The following is a 13,543-nucleotide window of genomic DNA, read 5'->3' as shown; positions in this document are numbered from 1 at the left end:
TTCGCCGATTGCTGCGTTACCAGTCAGAATGATGCAGGCAGTAGGCCAGCGATCTCGCGAGCCAGCATCGCCGGTGTCTTATTTGTGCTGTTGACTACGATGTCATATTGCATTCGCAAGTGCACGATGTCGAACTGGCCGCGCGCCTGACCTATGACCCGGTCACCGCGTATGATCTCTCGTCGTTCGAGTTCCTCCAAAGAACAATGCACGCCGACAAAGGCAGTTCGGACGCCACTAAGCACTTCATGCCAGTCGCGGCGCAGTTCTTCGGTCAATATGACCTCATCGCAGATCAGATCGATGCCGCTTCGGGCCATTGCCGCGACCGAGCGATGGTGCGCTTTCAGGCACGCCAACCCAATACGCCCAAAGTTAAGGCGCACATGATCGCGTTCGTCGCGGTCGAAGAAAAAGCCATCGGGATTGTTGTGAAGGCGATCGGGCAGCATCGCGAAAGCATCATCAATACCCGTGACGCAATAGGGGCGCACCAGTTCATCCTGAAGTGCGCGCGCGATGCTTGTCTTGCCCGATGAAGTCGTGCCGTTGAGGAAAATCAGAGCCATCGCACAATTCACCCCGTCGGCGGCTCGTCCTTGAACGGTTCGTCGCGATCTTCGAAGCTCAGCCCGTGCTTCAGCAGCATCGGGATCTGGCTGAAGGTGAACAGGAAGGTCAGCGGCAGGAACACCCAGAACTTGGCCCACAGCCAGCCCTCGAAATCGAGCTGGGCGCGCAGGACTTCGTTGAGGCCGGCGAGCGCGAGGAAGAACACCCCCCAGTTGCGCGACAGCTTGAGCCAGCCGGCGTCCGTCAGCCCTTCGAACGCGGCTTCGAGCAGGATTTTCAGCAGCGCCTTCCCGGCGAAGAACCCGCCCAGCAGCGCCACGCCAAACGTGCTGTAGATGATCGTCGGCTTGATCTGCACGAAGGTGGGGTCGCCGAAAAAGATCGTCAGGCTGCCGAAGCCGACGATCAGCGCGGTCGAAAACCACAGCATCGGCGACACCTTGCCCAGCCGCCATTTCGAAATGACGAGTGCGGCGACGGCGGCGATCATGAAGGCGACGGTGCCATAGATGATCGCACCCAGTTCTCCGGCCGCGTTTGGGTCTTCGGGCGCATTCATCCGGTAAACGCCCAGGAACACCAGCAGCGGTCCGTAATCCACCGCCACGTTGATCCAGCTGGAAGCGGCTTTCTTGCCTTCGCTCTCGCTCATCACGCCACCCCGGCAATCACGCGGGCGACCAGATCGGGATCGAACGGACGCAGGTCTTCCATCTTCTCGCCCACCCCGATGGCATGGATCGGCAGGCCATATTGCTCCGCCGCCGCCACCAGCACCCCGCCGCGCGCGGTGCCATCCAGCTTGGTCATGATCAGTCCGGTGACGCCCGCCACTTCCTTGAACACATCGATTTGCGAAAGCGCATTCTGGCCGTTGGTGGCATCGAGCACCAGCACCACGTCATGCGGCGCTTCAGGGTTCAGGCGGCCGAGGACGCGGCGGATTTTCGCCAGCTCCTCCATCAATTCCTTCTTGTTCTGCAAGCGGCCAGCCGTGTCGACGATCAGCGCGTCGATGCCGGTATCGGTGGCCTGCTTGACCGCATCGAACACGATCGCCGCCGGATCTCCGCCCTCCGGGCCGCGCACCAATTCGACCCCGGCGCGCTCCGCCCAGGTCGCCAGCTGACCGATGGCCGCAGCGCGGAAGGTATCGCCCGCCGCCAGCAGCACGCCGTAATCGTCTTCGGTGAACAGGTGCGCCAGCTTGGCGATGGTCGTGGTCTTGCCGCTGCCATTCACACCGATCACCAGGATCACCTGCGGGCGCGGGAAGGCGGTGACTTCCAGCGGCTTGGCCACGGGACGCAGGATCGCGGCGATTTCCTCGGCGACGGCTTCCTTCAATTCGCGCGCAGTGATTTCCAGCCCGAACCGCTTGTCCGCCAGCCGGGCACGGATGCGCCCTGCCGCTGCCGGACCGAGATCGGACATGATCAGCGCGTCCTCAACGTCGTCCAGTGTGGCATTGTCGAGCTTCGCTCCGCTGGAAATCGCAGGTAAGCTTGAGGCGAGCTTCTCTGATGTCTTGGCAAACCCGCCAAACAGGCGCTGGCTCCAGCTGGTTTCACTCATAGGAGCAGGCCCTCCCTGGCCTCGCGAACGGTCACGTCGATCACTTGGCCCGCCGCGACCTGCGGGGGCAGGGCCACGCGGGCGTAGTTGGGGGCATAGCCCGTGCCGTCGCGTTCGGCGAGCACGGGCAGGGTTTCGCCCACAAGCGAGGCAAGCCATGCAGTGCGACGGACGCCGGCACGTGCGCGCAAGGCCGCGGCGCGGGCCTTCACCACGTCACGCGGCACTTGCGGCATCCGCGCGGCAGGCGTGCCGGGACGGGGGGAATAGGGGAAGATGTGGGCATGGACGATGTCGAGCTCGTCAATGATCGCAAGGTTCGCTGCGTGGTGCGCCTCGGTCTCGGTCGGGAAGCCCGCGATGAGGTCGGCACCGACTGCGATGTCGGGCCGCTCAGCCTTGAGCCGGGCGACCAAATCCACGGCATCATGGCGCAAGTGGCGGCGCTTCATTCGCTTCAGGATCAGATCGGCGCCGTGCTGCAGGCTGAGGTGAAGGTGCGGCATGACGCGGGGATCGTGGGCCAGCAGGTCGAACAGCAGCGGATCGATCTCCACCCCGTCAACCGAGGACAGGCGCAGGCGGTCTAGTTGATGAAAGCCATGCAGAATCGCCTGAACCAGCGTGCCTAATCGGGGATTGTTGGAAATATCCTGTCCCCAGCTTGTAAGATCGACACCGGTGAGCACAATTTCCTTAGCTCCCGTCGCCAGATGCGATTCGACCTCGCGCAGCACTTGCGCAACCGGAACCGAGCGACTGACGCCGCGCCCCTGCGGGATCACGCAAAAGGTGCAGGCGTGATCGCAACCGTTCTGCACGGCGACAAAGGCGCGGGTGCGGGACGGAGCAATCGGCGCAGCGTCGGCGGCGACATTCCAGGCTCGCGGATCGAGCTTGGCGGCGTTCGCGACCAGACCGTCGACTTCGTCCATCATACCGATTTGTTCACGGTCGATCTCGGCCGCGCAGCCGGTCACCACCAGCCGCGCATCGGGATGATCGCGGCGGGCGCGGCGGATCGCCTGCCGGGTCTGGCGCAGCGCCTCGCCCGTCACCGCGCAGGAATTCACCACGACCAGGTTGCCTTCGTTCGCGAGCATCGTCCGCATCCGTTCGCTTTCGGCGAAGTTCATGCGGCAGCCGAGGCTGATGATCTGCGGAGCGGTCACGCGAAATCATCCCAGTCGAAACTGCCGCGAAAGCTCGCCTTGGCCGGGCCGCTCATCTGGATGGTGCCGCCCGGTTCCCACGCGATCACCAGATCGCCCCCCGGCAGGCTCACGCGCACCGGGCTGGCAACCAGCCCGCGCCGAATTGCAGCGACTGCGCTGGCACATGCCCCGGTGCCGCACGCCCGCGTCAGACCGGCGCCGCGTTCCCACACCCGCAAGCGGAGATGATCGGGCCCCGCGAGGCTCGCCACGTTGACGTTGATGCGCTGGGGAAACAACGGATCGTGCTCGATCACGGGGCCGATGCTTTCCAGCGGCACAGCATCGGCATCATCGACAAAGAAAATCACGTGGGGATTGCCGACATTGACCGCCATCGGGCTTTCCAGCGAGTCCCAACCCACCGGCATCGCGGCAGTGTCCATCGGCACATCCAGCGGGATCGCATCCCAATCGAAGCGAGGCGTGCCCATGTCGACCCGCGCACCGCCGTCCAGCGGCTCCAGCGTGATCGGCCCGCCGCCGGTTTCGATCACTGCGGCCTCACCATGCAGCAACGCCACCGCCCGTGCGGCATTGCCGCAGGCTTCCACTTCCGAGCCATCCGAATTGAAGATGCGCATGCGGAACGCGTGGCCCGCCTCGGGCGCAGCGCTCGGCTCCAGCAACACCAACTGATCGCAGCCGATGCCGGTGCGCCGGTCGGCCAGCGCGCGCGCGACCGCAGGGGTCATTGGCGGGAAGGCAAGCGCACGGGCATCGATCACGACAAAATCATTGCCGAGCCCGTGCATCTTGGTGAAGGGAATGCGCGTTGTCACTGATGCGCATCTATGCACGCGCAAGCGGCGCGTCCAGTGCCGGACGCTACCGAAAGCTCAGGAGTTGGCGGCGCGGGGAAGGTTTTGCGGCAGCGCTTCGGGAGCGGTTGCGGGAACTGCGGCCCTCGCAAGCTTTCCTTGTTCGGCAAGACGCTGGCGCACTTCGACCGCAGTTTCCGGCTTGCCGTAGACATAACCCTGCGCCTTGATCCGACCCATTGATCGCAGCGCGGCGAGGATTTCCTCGTCTTCCACGCCCTCGGCCGTCAGCGGCAGATCGAGCCCTCGACCGAGCGCGATGATGGCATTGGCGATCCGTGAATGTTCCGAGGCGTGGCGCAGTTCGCTGATGAAGCTGCGATCGATCTTGATCCGGTCAAACGGCAGGTCGCGCAGCTGTTCTATGCTCGAATAGCCGGTGCCGAAATCATCGAGGCTCACCTGCACACCCTGATTGCGCAAGCTGGTGATCATCGTTCGCACCAATCCGATATTCTCGTGAAGGCAGCTTTCGGTGATTTCGATTTCCAGGCGCCGCGGCGGGAAATTGGCGGCCACTAGCCGCTTCAGCAGGCGCTGGGCAAACCAGGGATCGCGCAATTGCACCGGCGAAATATTGACCGACAGGGTCAGGCTATCGTCCCAGTCGCGCGCATCGGCAAATGCGCGATCCATCAATTGCTCCGAAAGCTGGGTGATGAGGCCCATTTCCTCGGCGATGGGAATGAAGATTTCCGGGCTGACCAGCCCCAGTTGCTCCGATTGCCAGCGGGCCAGCATTTCGAAGCCGACCAGTTCCCCGCTGTCGATGTCGACCTGCTGTTCGTAATAGGGCACGAATTCCTGCTGGGTGATCCCGCGCCGGATCCCGGTTTCGAGCTGGTTGCGGAACCGCAGTTCGTTTTCCATGCTCGCTTCGAACCAGAAATGACGGTTCCGGCCCTGCTTCTTGGCGTGGTAAAGCGCCATGTCTGCACGGTGCATCAACACACCGGCATCCACAACCGGGCTGGGTGAGCCATCCGTATCATGATCGGTGGAAAGCCCGACCGATATCGTCAGCTCGACCGTGATGTCCGTCACCTCGACAGGTTCCGCAATGCTGGCGAACAGCCGGATAACGAGATCGTCGATCCTGTCGGTATGGCCAATCGGGTAAGGCATGACGAATGCGAATTCATCGCCCCCGAGCCGTGCCAGCCTTGCTTCCCGCGGAAGCATGGCGCGCATCTTGTCGCACAGGCTGACCAGCACCGCATCGCCGCAGGAATGGCCGTACATATCGTTGATCTGTTTGAAGTTATCGAGATCAATCATGCAATAGGCGATCGCCTCCCCGCGCAAGGCTGCGCGGGCGCGCAACTGCTCGGTCGCCTCGATCATGCTGCGGCGGTTGAGGCACTGCGTCAGGGGATCGGTCGCCGCCAGCTGGCGGGCCTGATCTTCGGCACGGCGGCGCTCGGCAATTTCATCTGTGAGCTCACGATAGCGGCGCCAACCGAAGATTATCACTGCGATGTTGAGCAGCAATGCGCTTGCCAGCAGTTGGTTCGGCGCTGCGCCCGTGCCGAGCAGCGAACGCACCGCGTCCGGCACCACTGTCCCGCCCGTTGCAACCAGAAGTAGAATCGAGGCCGCAGCAATCCCCAGCGCGACCACATCGCGCTCGGCATTTTCCAACGGGTTTTGCTCGTCATGATCCGTCAAGGCCGTCATTCCTGCAATTTCGGCAGGTGGTTAGCCAAGGCGGCCAATCCATCCCCAATCACGCAAGCTATCGCAGGTCTCGCTAAATATCGGGTTAATCCCATCGGCGTTCGCGGGCCGAGGGCTTGAGCGGGGGCACTCCGTAGGGCTATCGATGGGCCGAGCATGATGACACTGTGCAAGGAGCAAACGCCGCATGACCCGCCAATCGCCGCAATACTGGCTGATGAAGTCCGAGCCGTTCAAATACAGCTGGGACGACCTTGTGGCCGAAGGCGAGGGGACGTGGGACGGGGTGCGCAACTATCAGGCGCGCAACAACCTGGCTGCGATGCAGGTGGGCGATCAGGCGTTCTTCTATCACTCGCGCGAGGGGCTGGAGATTGTCGGCGTCTGCACGATCAGCGTGGCGGAAATAACCGATCCGACCGACGAAACCGGCAAGTGGGCCGCGGTGAAGCTGAAGCCGGCGGAAAAGTTCGCTCACCCGGTCACGCTGGTCGCGATCAAGGCAGAACCGCGCCTTGCCGACATGCAGCTGATCCGGCAATCGCGCCTGTCGGTGTCCGGAGTGACGCCTGCGGAATGGCAGCTTATCTGCGCGATGGCACAGGGCTGAGGCGGCTTTTCGGTCGCCTCGTCGCCGCGCTTGCACACCTCGCCCTGAGCACCGGAACAATCACGCCTGCCGCCCATTGGTCTCATGAAAGGTCAATAAATCCATTGGCTTGAACCAAAGGGAGATCAATCATGGGTGAACTTACCGACAAAGCGAAGGGCAGCGTCAAGGAAGGTATCGGCGAGGCCAAGCAGCATTCCAACGATCCCAAGACCCGCGCCGAGGGCCGGGCCCAGGAGGTCGACGGAAAGACCGACAAGGCCAAGGGCGAGATCAAGGGCGCGACCGGCGACCGGGTCTGACGACCCCACCAAAGGCATTGCACGAGGCCGTCCTCCCGCAGGGGAGGGCGGCCTCTCGCTTGTCGGGGTTAGCCCTTCGCGCGCTCCCTGATCCCGCTGATCGTCGCGCCGCTGGCCGCGATCCGTTCAAGATCGGTCTTGGCGTGTATCAGGCGCAGTCCCATGCGCTCCTTTGCCTCGGCGAGCGCGGCAAGGAATTGCTCGGTCGTTTCCGCCCTTGCGCTCCATGCGCCATAGGCTGCGCCGAGTGCGGCGAAATCGGGATTGGCGAGGTTGGTGGCTGAGACACGGCCCGGGTATTCGCGTTCCTGATGCATCCGGATGGTGCCATAGGCGCCGTTGTCCACCACCACCACGATCAGGTTGGCGCCGTATTGCATGGCTGTGGCCAATTCCTGCCCGTTCATCAGGAAGTCCCCGTCACCGGCGACCGCCACAACGGTGCGATCCGGATAGCGCAACGCGGCGGCGACCGCGGCAGGCACCCCGTAACCCATAGCGCCGCACGTGGGGGCGAGCTGTCCGGGGTAGGCATCATAGCGCCAGTAGCGGTGCCACCAGCCGGCGAAATTGCCCGCCCCGTTGGCGATCATGGTGTCTGCAGGCAGCATGTCGCGCATCGCCGCGACACAGGCGGCAAGATCGAGGGCGGCATCCGATGAGTGCGGCGTGGCCCATTCCAGCCATTCGGCATGAGCCTGCGCGCCGGCATCGAAGGCGATGATGCCGGAATCCTCCCACAAGGACGCGCATTCGGCGAATTCGTCGACCGCGCAGCACAGCGCCAGATCGGTGCGATAGACCCGGCCCAGTTCTTCGGGGTCGGGGTGAATGTGGACGAGCAGTTGCCCCGGATGCTCAAGGCTCGGGACGTCATAGCCATCGGTGGTCGCCTCCCCTAGCCGCGCGCCGACAGCGATGACGAGATCGGCGTTTTTTACGCGCTCGACCAGTTTGGGGTTCGGCCCATAGCCGAGGTTTCCGGCATAGACCGGTGAAGACGGCGCAATTGCGTCCTGACGGCGGAAAGCTGTCGCCACCGGCAGGCCGACCCGTTCCGCGAATTGCTGAAAATATTCGCGTGCTTTGGTGTTCCAGCCGGCTCCGCCGATGATGGCAATCGGGCTGGCGGCATCGGCGATCAGATCGAACAGCGCCTGCATTGCGTCGGGACAGGCAGCCTGGGTCGCACGGGTGACGAAAGGGCGCGGATCGAGGCTAATCGGTACCTGCTCGATCAGCATATCTTCGGGCAGGGAGAGCACCACCGGGCCGGGCCGCCCGTTGATGGCGGTGGCATAGGCGCGCGCGATATATTCGGGGATCCGCGCCGGATCGTCGATCCGCGCCGCCCATTTGCAGATGGGGCCGAAAAACGCCGGAAAATCGACCTCCTGAAACCCTTCGCGCCCCTGCATCGGGCGGGCAACATCCCCGACGAACAGGATCATCGGCTGCGAATCCTGATGCGCGACATGCACCCCGATGCTGGCATTGGTCGCCCCCGGTCCGCGGGTGACGAAAGCCACACCCGGCCTGCCGGTCATGCTGCCGTCGGCACACGCCATGAAGGCGGCTCCGCCTTCCTGTCGGCATGTCACCACGTCGATTGCGGGCTGATCGGGCAATGCATCCAGCACCGCCAGGAAGCTTTCGCCCGGCACAGTGAAAATCCGGTCGCAGCCCTGTGTTGCAAGGCAATCGACCAGCAGCGCAGCGGCACTTCTCAAGGAACCTGGGCGCGTGGAATCAGGCACGTGACATTCTCCCGTCTTGTCGTCCTTGCGGCATCTACAGTCGGGCGCGGGGCGGCGCAAACGACAGGGGCTCGCTTGCGGCAGAAAGCCTGTCCCAAGCTGTGACATGTGCAGTCGCGAAGGTTCCAAACAGTTAAGAAAGTATTAAAGTGCATCGTCCCGCCACAGGAGACTCACGTAATGCGTCGCAGCCTAGTTCTGACCGAAGAAACTGCCCGGCACTGGTATCGCGCCAGCCTGCCCCCGCACGTGAAGCGCGAATTGATCCCGATCCCGGCGGAAGACCTGTGGCGGCTGACACTGGCAGACGTGCGCGGGTTCGCCAGTGTCTATGTCGCGGCGACGGCGGCGATCCTGGTGTTCATCATCTGATCGGCACCAGCTAAGCGAATTCCGGGCCGCGCAAGTGCTCCAACGCGTGCAGCTTGCGCGACAACTGCGCTGAGAACAGGCACAGGATCAGGCTCGCCAGCAGTTGTTCCTGCAGCGGAATGCCGAGAAACCCCAGACCGCCCGCGACACCAGCCCCAACCACCATGAAGATCGAGGAAATGAAGTTGTTGGCCGCCACCGAGCGGGAGGCTTCGGACTTGTCCACCCGCGTCGTGAGAAAGGCGTAAAGCGGCACCACGAACATGCCGCCTGCGACTGCGATCAGCAACAGATTGGCCAGCAGCACCAGTGCCAAAGGCTGCACCAGAAACTCGCTTACCGTGAACAGGTCGCCCGCAGGCTGCAAATCCCAGATCCGGCACAGCAGGTAGAACGTGACCAGCAAGCCGCCGAGCGCCAGCACCGAGGCGGCCGAATAGCGCGCCGAAATGTCGCCCTTCAACAGCGTGTTGATCGACACCGAACCTATCGCGATCCCGGCCGAAAATGCCACCAGCATCACCGCCGCCACCTGCTTGTCCGCCAGCAGCACGTTTTTGGCGAGCGGGATGAACTGTACCGAAAGGATCGCGGCAATGGTCCAGAAAAAGCTGATTGCCAGCACCGAATAGCGCAGCTCCAGATTGCCCATCGAAAAGGAGATCAGGGCTTTCGAGGCGCGGATCGGGTTCCAGTCGACCTTGACCTCGGCGGACTGGGCCGGGGCGGGCGGCACCCAGCGACAGGTTATGTAACCCACCACCGCGATGACGATGACCGCAACGGTGCTGGCCATGATCGGCATCGCGCCGCCCAGCATCATGCCCACCAGTATCGCGACGTAGGTGCCAGCCTCGACCAGGCCCGTCCCCGCCAGCACTTCGTCCTTTTTCAGGTGTTGCGGCAGGATCGCGTATTTGATCGGGCCGAAGAAGGTGGAATGCACCCCCATCGCGAACAGCGCCACGAACATCAGCGGGATCGCGATGGTTTCGACCGACATGCCGCGTGCTGCCATCACCAGCCCGGTCGCGCCCACGGTCATGATGATGATCTCGGCGAACTTGATCCAGCGGATGATCTTCGCTTTGTCGCGCATGTCTGCAAGCTGGCCCGAGGTCGCCGAAAACAGCACGAACGGCAGCACGAACACGGCGGTGGCAATGCCGCTGATGAAGGTTTCGGTCTCGGGCGAATCGTAGACCTGATAGACCACGAACAGCACCATCGCGTTCTTGTAGAGATTGTCGTTGAGCGCGTTCAGCAGCTGGGTCAGGAACAGCGGCAGAAAGCGCCGCTGGCGCATGAGATCGGTCGACGTGGTCATGCGTGAATGTGCCGGTACTTCCCTGTGAGATAGGCCGGACATAGCGCGGACGCGGGTATTCACAAGCCTTGCGCGGATACCGCAATCTGGGGCAGGGGCATGGAGCTTGGGCTTTTTCCCGCTCAAATGCCGCGCTACAGCGTAGGATAGCCATGTCGAGCCTGCCCAATATCCTCACCTTGTCACGGATCTTCGCCGTGCCGCTGCTTGCCTTTTTCCTGTGGTGGCCGGAATGGCGGTTCGGATACCTGGTCGGGTTCGTGCTATATTGCGTGATTGCGCTGACCGATTACCTCGATGGCTATCTTGCCCGCGCGCAAGGCACAGTTTCGAAGATGGGCACGTTCCTCGATCCGATCGCCGACAAGATCATGATCGCCGCTGTCATTCTGGTGCTGACCGCACAAGGCTATCTGCGCGGGCCATATGCCGGCGATGTGCATGTGATTGCCGGACTGGTCATTCTGGTGCGCGAGATTGCGGTGTCGGGCCTGCGCGAATTTCTTGGCGGACTTCAGGTGTCGGTGCCGGTGTCAAAGCTGGCCAAGTGGAAGACGACCTTTCAACTGGTGTCGCTGGGCGCGCTGATCCTCGGCGGTGCGGTGCATGGGCCGCCGTGTCAGGCGGTGGGCGACATGTGCCGTACGGTTGCGCAAAGCTGGGTCCATCTTGTCGGACTGGTATCGCTCTGGGCGGCGGCGGTGCTGACCTGCGTGACGGGATGGGATTACCTGCGGGTCGGCCTCAAGCACATGGATTGAGGCTGGAAAGGCGCTTCGGAATGCGCTATTTTTGGTAAATGGGATCCGAAACGAGAGGCCGGCAGCAAGAGTATGTCGGCCGGTTGGCAACACATGCGAGCATGCTCCAGCGCGAAGCGCATTCGGCGTTGAAGCGCGGCGATTACGAACGCGCGGCTGCGCTGATAGACGATGCCGCGATGCTCGCCGACGATGTGGGCGCGATGGTGGATGCCATCGAGGAACGCCGGAACAGCGAAATGATGCTGCTGGTGGCCGAACATCACGCGGCTTCCGGCAGGCGCCGCAAGCCGGTTTTCGGCCCGCGTTCGCGCGCACTTGGTGCGGCGCTGGGCACCGGCCTTGCGATCAGTCTTGCGCTGGTGGAGTGCTGAACCGCGAAGTTTCCGTTGCTGCCTCTACTTCGGCGAATCGCCCTGCCGCAATTCTTCAGCCAGCAGCATGAAATCCGCCTCGCGCGGGGAGTTTTTGCGCCATGCCAGCACGATCTCGCGCTTGGCGGTGGGGCTGTCGACCGGACGGGCGACCACTTGCGTGCCGGCCAGAATGCCCGCCTTCAGCGCCATTTCGGGAAGCATGGTGAGGCCCAGATCATTGTCCACCAATTGGACAAGCGTGTGCAGACTGGTGCCGATCATCGCCGCGCTGGCGCGCAGTTCGCTGCGCGAGCACGCGGCGAGCGCATGATCGCGCAGGCAATGGCCGTCCTCCAGCAGCATCAGGCGGCCCTGATCGATCATGTCCGGCGAAATGCTGGCCGGGGGATCGCGCGGATCGTCCTTGGGAAAGGCGATGAACAGCCGATCATCGGCGATGTGCTCGATCGCGGCGTCGCCGGTATCGAACGGCAGGGCCAGTAGCACGCAATCCACCCGCCCGTGATGCAGCGATTCGAGCGCATCATGGCTGGTTTCCTCGCGCAGCATCAGCTTGAGTTCCGGCCGCTCGCGCCGGAAGCGGGGCAGTACGCGCGGCAGCAGGAAGGGGGCGATGGTGGGGATCACGCTCATACGCAGCTCGCCCACCAGCGGCTTGCCGGCAGCCTGCACCAGATCGGCCAGTTCCTCGGCCTCGCGCAGCAGCCGGTTGGCCTTGGCCACCACCTGATCGCCCAGCGCGGTGAAGCGCACCACCCGGCGTGAGCGTTCCACCAGCGTCACGCCGAGCAGCGATTCCAGTTCGCGAATCCCCGCCGACAGGGTCGATTGCGAAACGAAGCTGGCATCGGCGGCTTTGCCGAAATGGCCGTGTTCGTGCAGTGCCACCAGATATTGCAGCTGCTTGATCGTGGGGAGATAGGTGCTCATCGGCGGGGGGTCACTCGGCCGCCAACGTGTCTGGCGTGTCAGGCTGGGCCGGATCTCCCGCAACCACATCGTCAATATGGGTCATCTTGAGCCGCCCCTTCTCGACCGCGAAGGCCAGCTTGCCTTCTACCAGATCGAGCGCGTCCTTGCCGAACACGTCATAACGCCAGCCCTTCAGCACCGGCAGATCGCGCATCCCTGCGGCGAGCGACTCCATTTCGTCGGCGCGGGTCAGCAGGCGCGGGGCGACGTCGATCTCGCGGGCGCGAATCTTCAGCAGCAGTTTGAGCAGATCGGCGACCAATGCGCCTTCCTTGCCCAGCGGCGCGCCGCGTGCCGCCTTGTCGGGCATCTCGTCCTTGGGCATCGGCTCGGCCTCGGCCAGCACCTTCATCAGCCGTTTGCCGATATCATTGTCCTTCCATGCGGTTGAAAGACCGCGAACCTTTGCGAGATCGGCCTGATTTTTCGGAGGATGCGAGGCGATGTCGGCCAGCGTTTCATCCCGCATGATCCGGCCACGCGGGATGTTCTTTTGCTGCGCTTCGCCTTCGCGCCAGGCGGCGAGCGCCTTCACCCGGCCCAGAATCTGCGGATTGCGCCCCGATTGCCGAATGCGTTTCCACGCCACGCCCGGATCGGTCAGGTAATTCGACGGGTCGGCCAGCTTTTCCATTTCCGCATCCAGCCACAGCCCACGCCCGGTCTTGATCAGCTTTTTCAGGATGCGCGGAAAGATCGTGGCGAGGTGCGTGACATCGCCGATGGCATATTCGATCTGCCGGTCAGTCAGCGGGCGGCGGCTCCAATCTGTAAAGCGCGCGCCCTTGTCGATTGTCAGGCCCATCCAAGTTTCGACCAGATTGGCATAGCCGATCTGTTCGGACTGGCTGATCGCCATCATCGCGATCTGGGTGTCGAAGATCGGGTGCGGGGTCTTGCCGGTCAGGTTGACGATGATCTCAACGTCCTGCCCGCCCGCGTGGAACACCTTGAGCACGTCTTCATTGTCGCACATCAGATCGAGCAGCGGCGTAAGATCGATACCTCCCGCCATCGGATCGATCGCGGCGGCCTCTTCGGTATTGGCGATCTGTACCAGGCACAGTTCAGGCCAGTAGGTGTTCTCGCGCATGAATTCGGTGTCGACCGCCACGAATTCTGACTTGGCAAGGCGGGTGCAGAGATCGGAGAGAGCTTCGGTCGTGGTAATCAGCGGATGGATTTTCATATCGTCTTTTCGCGTT

General features: G+C 63.1%; 15 protein-coding genes. 5 read left to right on the top strand and 10 right to left on the bottom strand.

From position 1 onward, the window contains the following. Nucleotides 1-23 precede the first annotated feature (23 nt). The 6 genes from J3454_RS12915 to J3454_RS12890 form a co-directional block, all read right to left on the bottom strand. The gene (locus tag J3454_RS12915) at nucleotides 24-569 is read right to left on the bottom strand and encodes a chloramphenicol phosphotransferase CPT family protein (protein ID WP_349514182.1); all 546 of its coding nucleotides are present in this window, start codon (nucleotides 567-569) and stop codon (nucleotides 24-26) included. Between the two features lie 8 nt (nucleotides 570-577). Beyond that, nucleotides 578-1,225: an inner membrane-spanning protein YciB gene (locus J3454_RS12910; RefSeq protein WP_349514181.1), complete on the bottom strand. Its 648-nt coding sequence runs from the start codon at nucleotides 1,223-1,225 to the stop codon at nucleotides 578-580. Further along, on the bottom strand, nucleotides 1,225-2,148 hold the full coding sequence (gene ftsY / locus J3454_RS12905) for a signal recognition particle-docking protein FtsY (RefSeq protein WP_349514180.1): 924 nt from the start codon (nucleotides 2,146-2,148) through the stop codon (nucleotides 1,225-1,227). Before ftsY ends, J3454_RS12910 begins: the two co-directional genes overlap by 1 nt. Continuing rightward, nucleotides 2,145-3,320 carry a MiaB/RimO family radical SAM methylthiotransferase gene (locus J3454_RS12900; protein WP_349514179.1) on the bottom strand — a complete coding sequence of 392 codons (1,176 nt, stop codon included), beginning with the start codon at nucleotides 3,318-3,320 and terminating at the stop codon, nucleotides 2,145-2,147. Before J3454_RS12900 ends, ftsY begins: the two co-directional genes overlap by 4 nt. Next, on the bottom strand, nucleotides 3,317-4,117 hold the full coding sequence (dapF, locus tag J3454_RS12895) for a diaminopimelate epimerase (protein ID WP_349514588.1): 801 nt from the start codon (nucleotides 4,115-4,117) through the stop codon (nucleotides 3,317-3,319). Before dapF ends, J3454_RS12900 begins: the two co-directional genes overlap by 4 nt. Nucleotides 4,118-4,201: 84 nt before the next feature. Then, on the bottom strand, nucleotides 4,202-5,860 hold the full coding sequence (locus J3454_RS12890; protein ID WP_502878597.1) for a putative bifunctional diguanylate cyclase/phosphodiesterase: 1,659 nt from the start codon (nucleotides 5,858-5,860) through the stop codon (nucleotides 4,202-4,204). 187 nt (nucleotides 5,861-6,047) lie between these two features. On the opposite strand from J3454_RS12890, the gene J3454_RS12885 reads away from it, so the two are divergent. Continuing rightward, on the top strand, nucleotides 6,048-6,470 hold the full coding sequence (locus tag J3454_RS12885; RefSeq protein ID WP_349514177.1) for an EVE domain-containing protein: 423 nt from the start codon (nucleotides 6,048-6,050) through the stop codon (nucleotides 6,468-6,470). A 131-nt stretch (nucleotides 6,471-6,601) separates the two neighbouring features. Beyond that, on the top strand, nucleotides 6,602-6,772 hold the full coding sequence (locus J3454_RS12880; protein ID WP_349514176.1) for a CsbD family protein: 171 nt from the start codon (nucleotides 6,602-6,604) through the stop codon (nucleotides 6,770-6,772). A gap of 68 nt (nucleotides 6,773-6,840) precedes the next feature. Here J3454_RS12880 and J3454_RS12875 read toward each other — a convergent pair whose 3' ends face one another. Beyond that, nucleotides 6,841-8,529 (bottom strand): thiamine pyrophosphate-binding protein, encoded by a 1,689-nt coding sequence (locus J3454_RS12875; RefSeq protein WP_502878596.1) that lies wholly within the window; start codon nucleotides 8,527-8,529, stop codon nucleotides 6,841-6,843. Between the two features lie 180 nt (nucleotides 8,530-8,709). Here J3454_RS12875 and J3454_RS12870 point away from each other — a divergent pair, with 180 nt between their 5' ends. Beyond that, nucleotides 8,710-8,901, top strand: coding sequence for a hypothetical protein (locus J3454_RS12870; protein ID WP_349514174.1), 192 nt, complete (start codon nucleotides 8,710-8,712; stop codon nucleotides 8,899-8,901). Nucleotides 8,902-8,911: 10 nt separating this feature from the next. Here J3454_RS12870 and J3454_RS12865 read toward each other — a convergent pair whose 3' ends face one another. Beyond that, nucleotides 8,912-10,228, bottom strand: coding sequence for an MFS transporter (locus J3454_RS12865; protein ID WP_349514173.1), 1,317 nt, complete (start codon nucleotides 10,226-10,228; stop codon nucleotides 8,912-8,914). Nucleotides 10,229-10,380: 152 nt separating this feature from the next. Here J3454_RS12865 and pgsA point away from each other — a divergent pair, with 152 nt between their 5' ends. Together pgsA and J3454_RS12855 are read left to right on the top strand one after the other, a co-directional pair. After that, on the top strand, nucleotides 10,381-10,989 hold the full coding sequence (gene pgsA / locus J3454_RS12860) for a CDP-diacylglycerol--glycerol-3-phosphate 3-phosphatidyltransferase (protein WP_349514172.1): 609 nt from the start codon (nucleotides 10,381-10,383) through the stop codon (nucleotides 10,987-10,989). Between the two features lie 101 nt (nucleotides 10,990-11,090). After that, nucleotides 11,091-11,363 (top strand): hypothetical protein, encoded by a 273-nt coding sequence (locus J3454_RS12855; protein ID WP_349514171.1) that lies wholly within the window; start codon nucleotides 11,091-11,093, stop codon nucleotides 11,361-11,363. Between the two features lie 24 nt (nucleotides 11,364-11,387). Here J3454_RS12855 and J3454_RS12850 read toward each other — a convergent pair whose 3' ends face one another. Both J3454_RS12850 and rnd read right to left on the bottom strand, forming a co-directional pair. Beyond that, nucleotides 11,388-12,296: a hydrogen peroxide-inducible genes activator gene (locus J3454_RS12850; protein WP_349514170.1), complete on the bottom strand. Its 909-nt coding sequence runs from the start codon at nucleotides 12,294-12,296 to the stop codon at nucleotides 11,388-11,390. A gap of 10 nt (nucleotides 12,297-12,306) precedes the next feature. Beyond that, nucleotides 12,307-13,527, bottom strand: coding sequence for a ribonuclease D (gene rnd, locus J3454_RS12845; protein ID WP_349514169.1), 1,221 nt, complete (start codon nucleotides 13,525-13,527; stop codon nucleotides 12,307-12,309). Between the last annotated feature and the right edge of the window lie 16 nt (nucleotides 13,528-13,543).

It is taken from the genome of Erythrobacter sp. NFXS35 (assembly GCF_040148725.1).
GTDB lineage: Bacteria > Pseudomonadota > Alphaproteobacteria > Sphingomonadales > Sphingomonadaceae > Erythrobacter.
The sequence above is the reverse complement of the archived record's forward strand: the minus strand, read 5'-3'. Positions and strand labels throughout refer to the sequence as shown.

What these genes read in the sequence shown, in the direction of transcription:
- J3454_RS12915 (WP_349514182.1), bottom strand. Translation starts at nt 569, where the DNA reads ATGGCTCTGATTTTCCTCAACGGCACGACTTCATCGGGCAAGACAAGC.
- J3454_RS12910 (WP_349514181.1), bottom strand. Translation starts at nt 1,225, where the DNA reads ATGAGCGAGAGCGAAGGCAAGAAAGCCGCTTCCAGCTGGATCAACGTG.
- ftsY (WP_349514180.1), bottom strand. Translation starts at nt 2,148, where the DNA reads ATGAGTGAAACCAGCTGGAGCCAGCGCCTGTTTGGCGGGTTTGCCAAG.
- dapF (WP_349514588.1), bottom strand. Translation starts at nt 4,117, where the DNA reads ATGCACGGGCTCGGCAATGATTTTGTCGTGATCGATGCCCGTGCGCTT.
- J3454_RS12890 (WP_502878597.1), bottom strand. Translation starts at nt 5,860, where the DNA reads ATGACGGCCTTGACGGATCATGACGAGCAAAACCCGTTGGAAAATGCC.
- J3454_RS12885 (WP_349514177.1), top strand. Translation starts at nt 6,048, where the DNA reads ATGACCCGCCAATCGCCGCAATACTGGCTGATGAAGTCCGAGCCGTTC.
- J3454_RS12880 (WP_349514176.1), top strand. Translation starts at nt 6,602, where the DNA reads ATGGGTGAACTTACCGACAAAGCGAAGGGCAGCGTCAAGGAAGGTATC.
- J3454_RS12870 (WP_349514174.1), top strand. Translation starts at nt 8,710, where the DNA reads ATGCGTCGCAGCCTAGTTCTGACCGAAGAAACTGCCCGGCACTGGTAT.
- J3454_RS12865 (WP_349514173.1), bottom strand. Translation starts at nt 10,228, where the DNA reads ATGACCACGTCGACCGATCTCATGCGCCAGCGGCGCTTTCTGCCGCTG.
- pgsA (WP_349514172.1), top strand. Translation starts at nt 10,381, where the DNA reads ATGTCGAGCCTGCCCAATATCCTCACCTTGTCACGGATCTTCGCCGTG.
- J3454_RS12855 (WP_349514171.1), top strand. Translation starts at nt 11,091, where the DNA reads ATGCTCCAGCGCGAAGCGCATTCGGCGTTGAAGCGCGGCGATTACGAA.
- J3454_RS12850 (WP_349514170.1), bottom strand. Translation starts at nt 12,296, where the DNA reads ATGAGCACCTATCTCCCCACGATCAAGCAGCTGCAATATCTGGTGGCA.
- rnd (WP_349514169.1), bottom strand. Translation starts at nt 13,527, where the DNA reads ATGAAAATCCATCCGCTGATTACCACGACCGAAGCTCTCTCCGATCTC.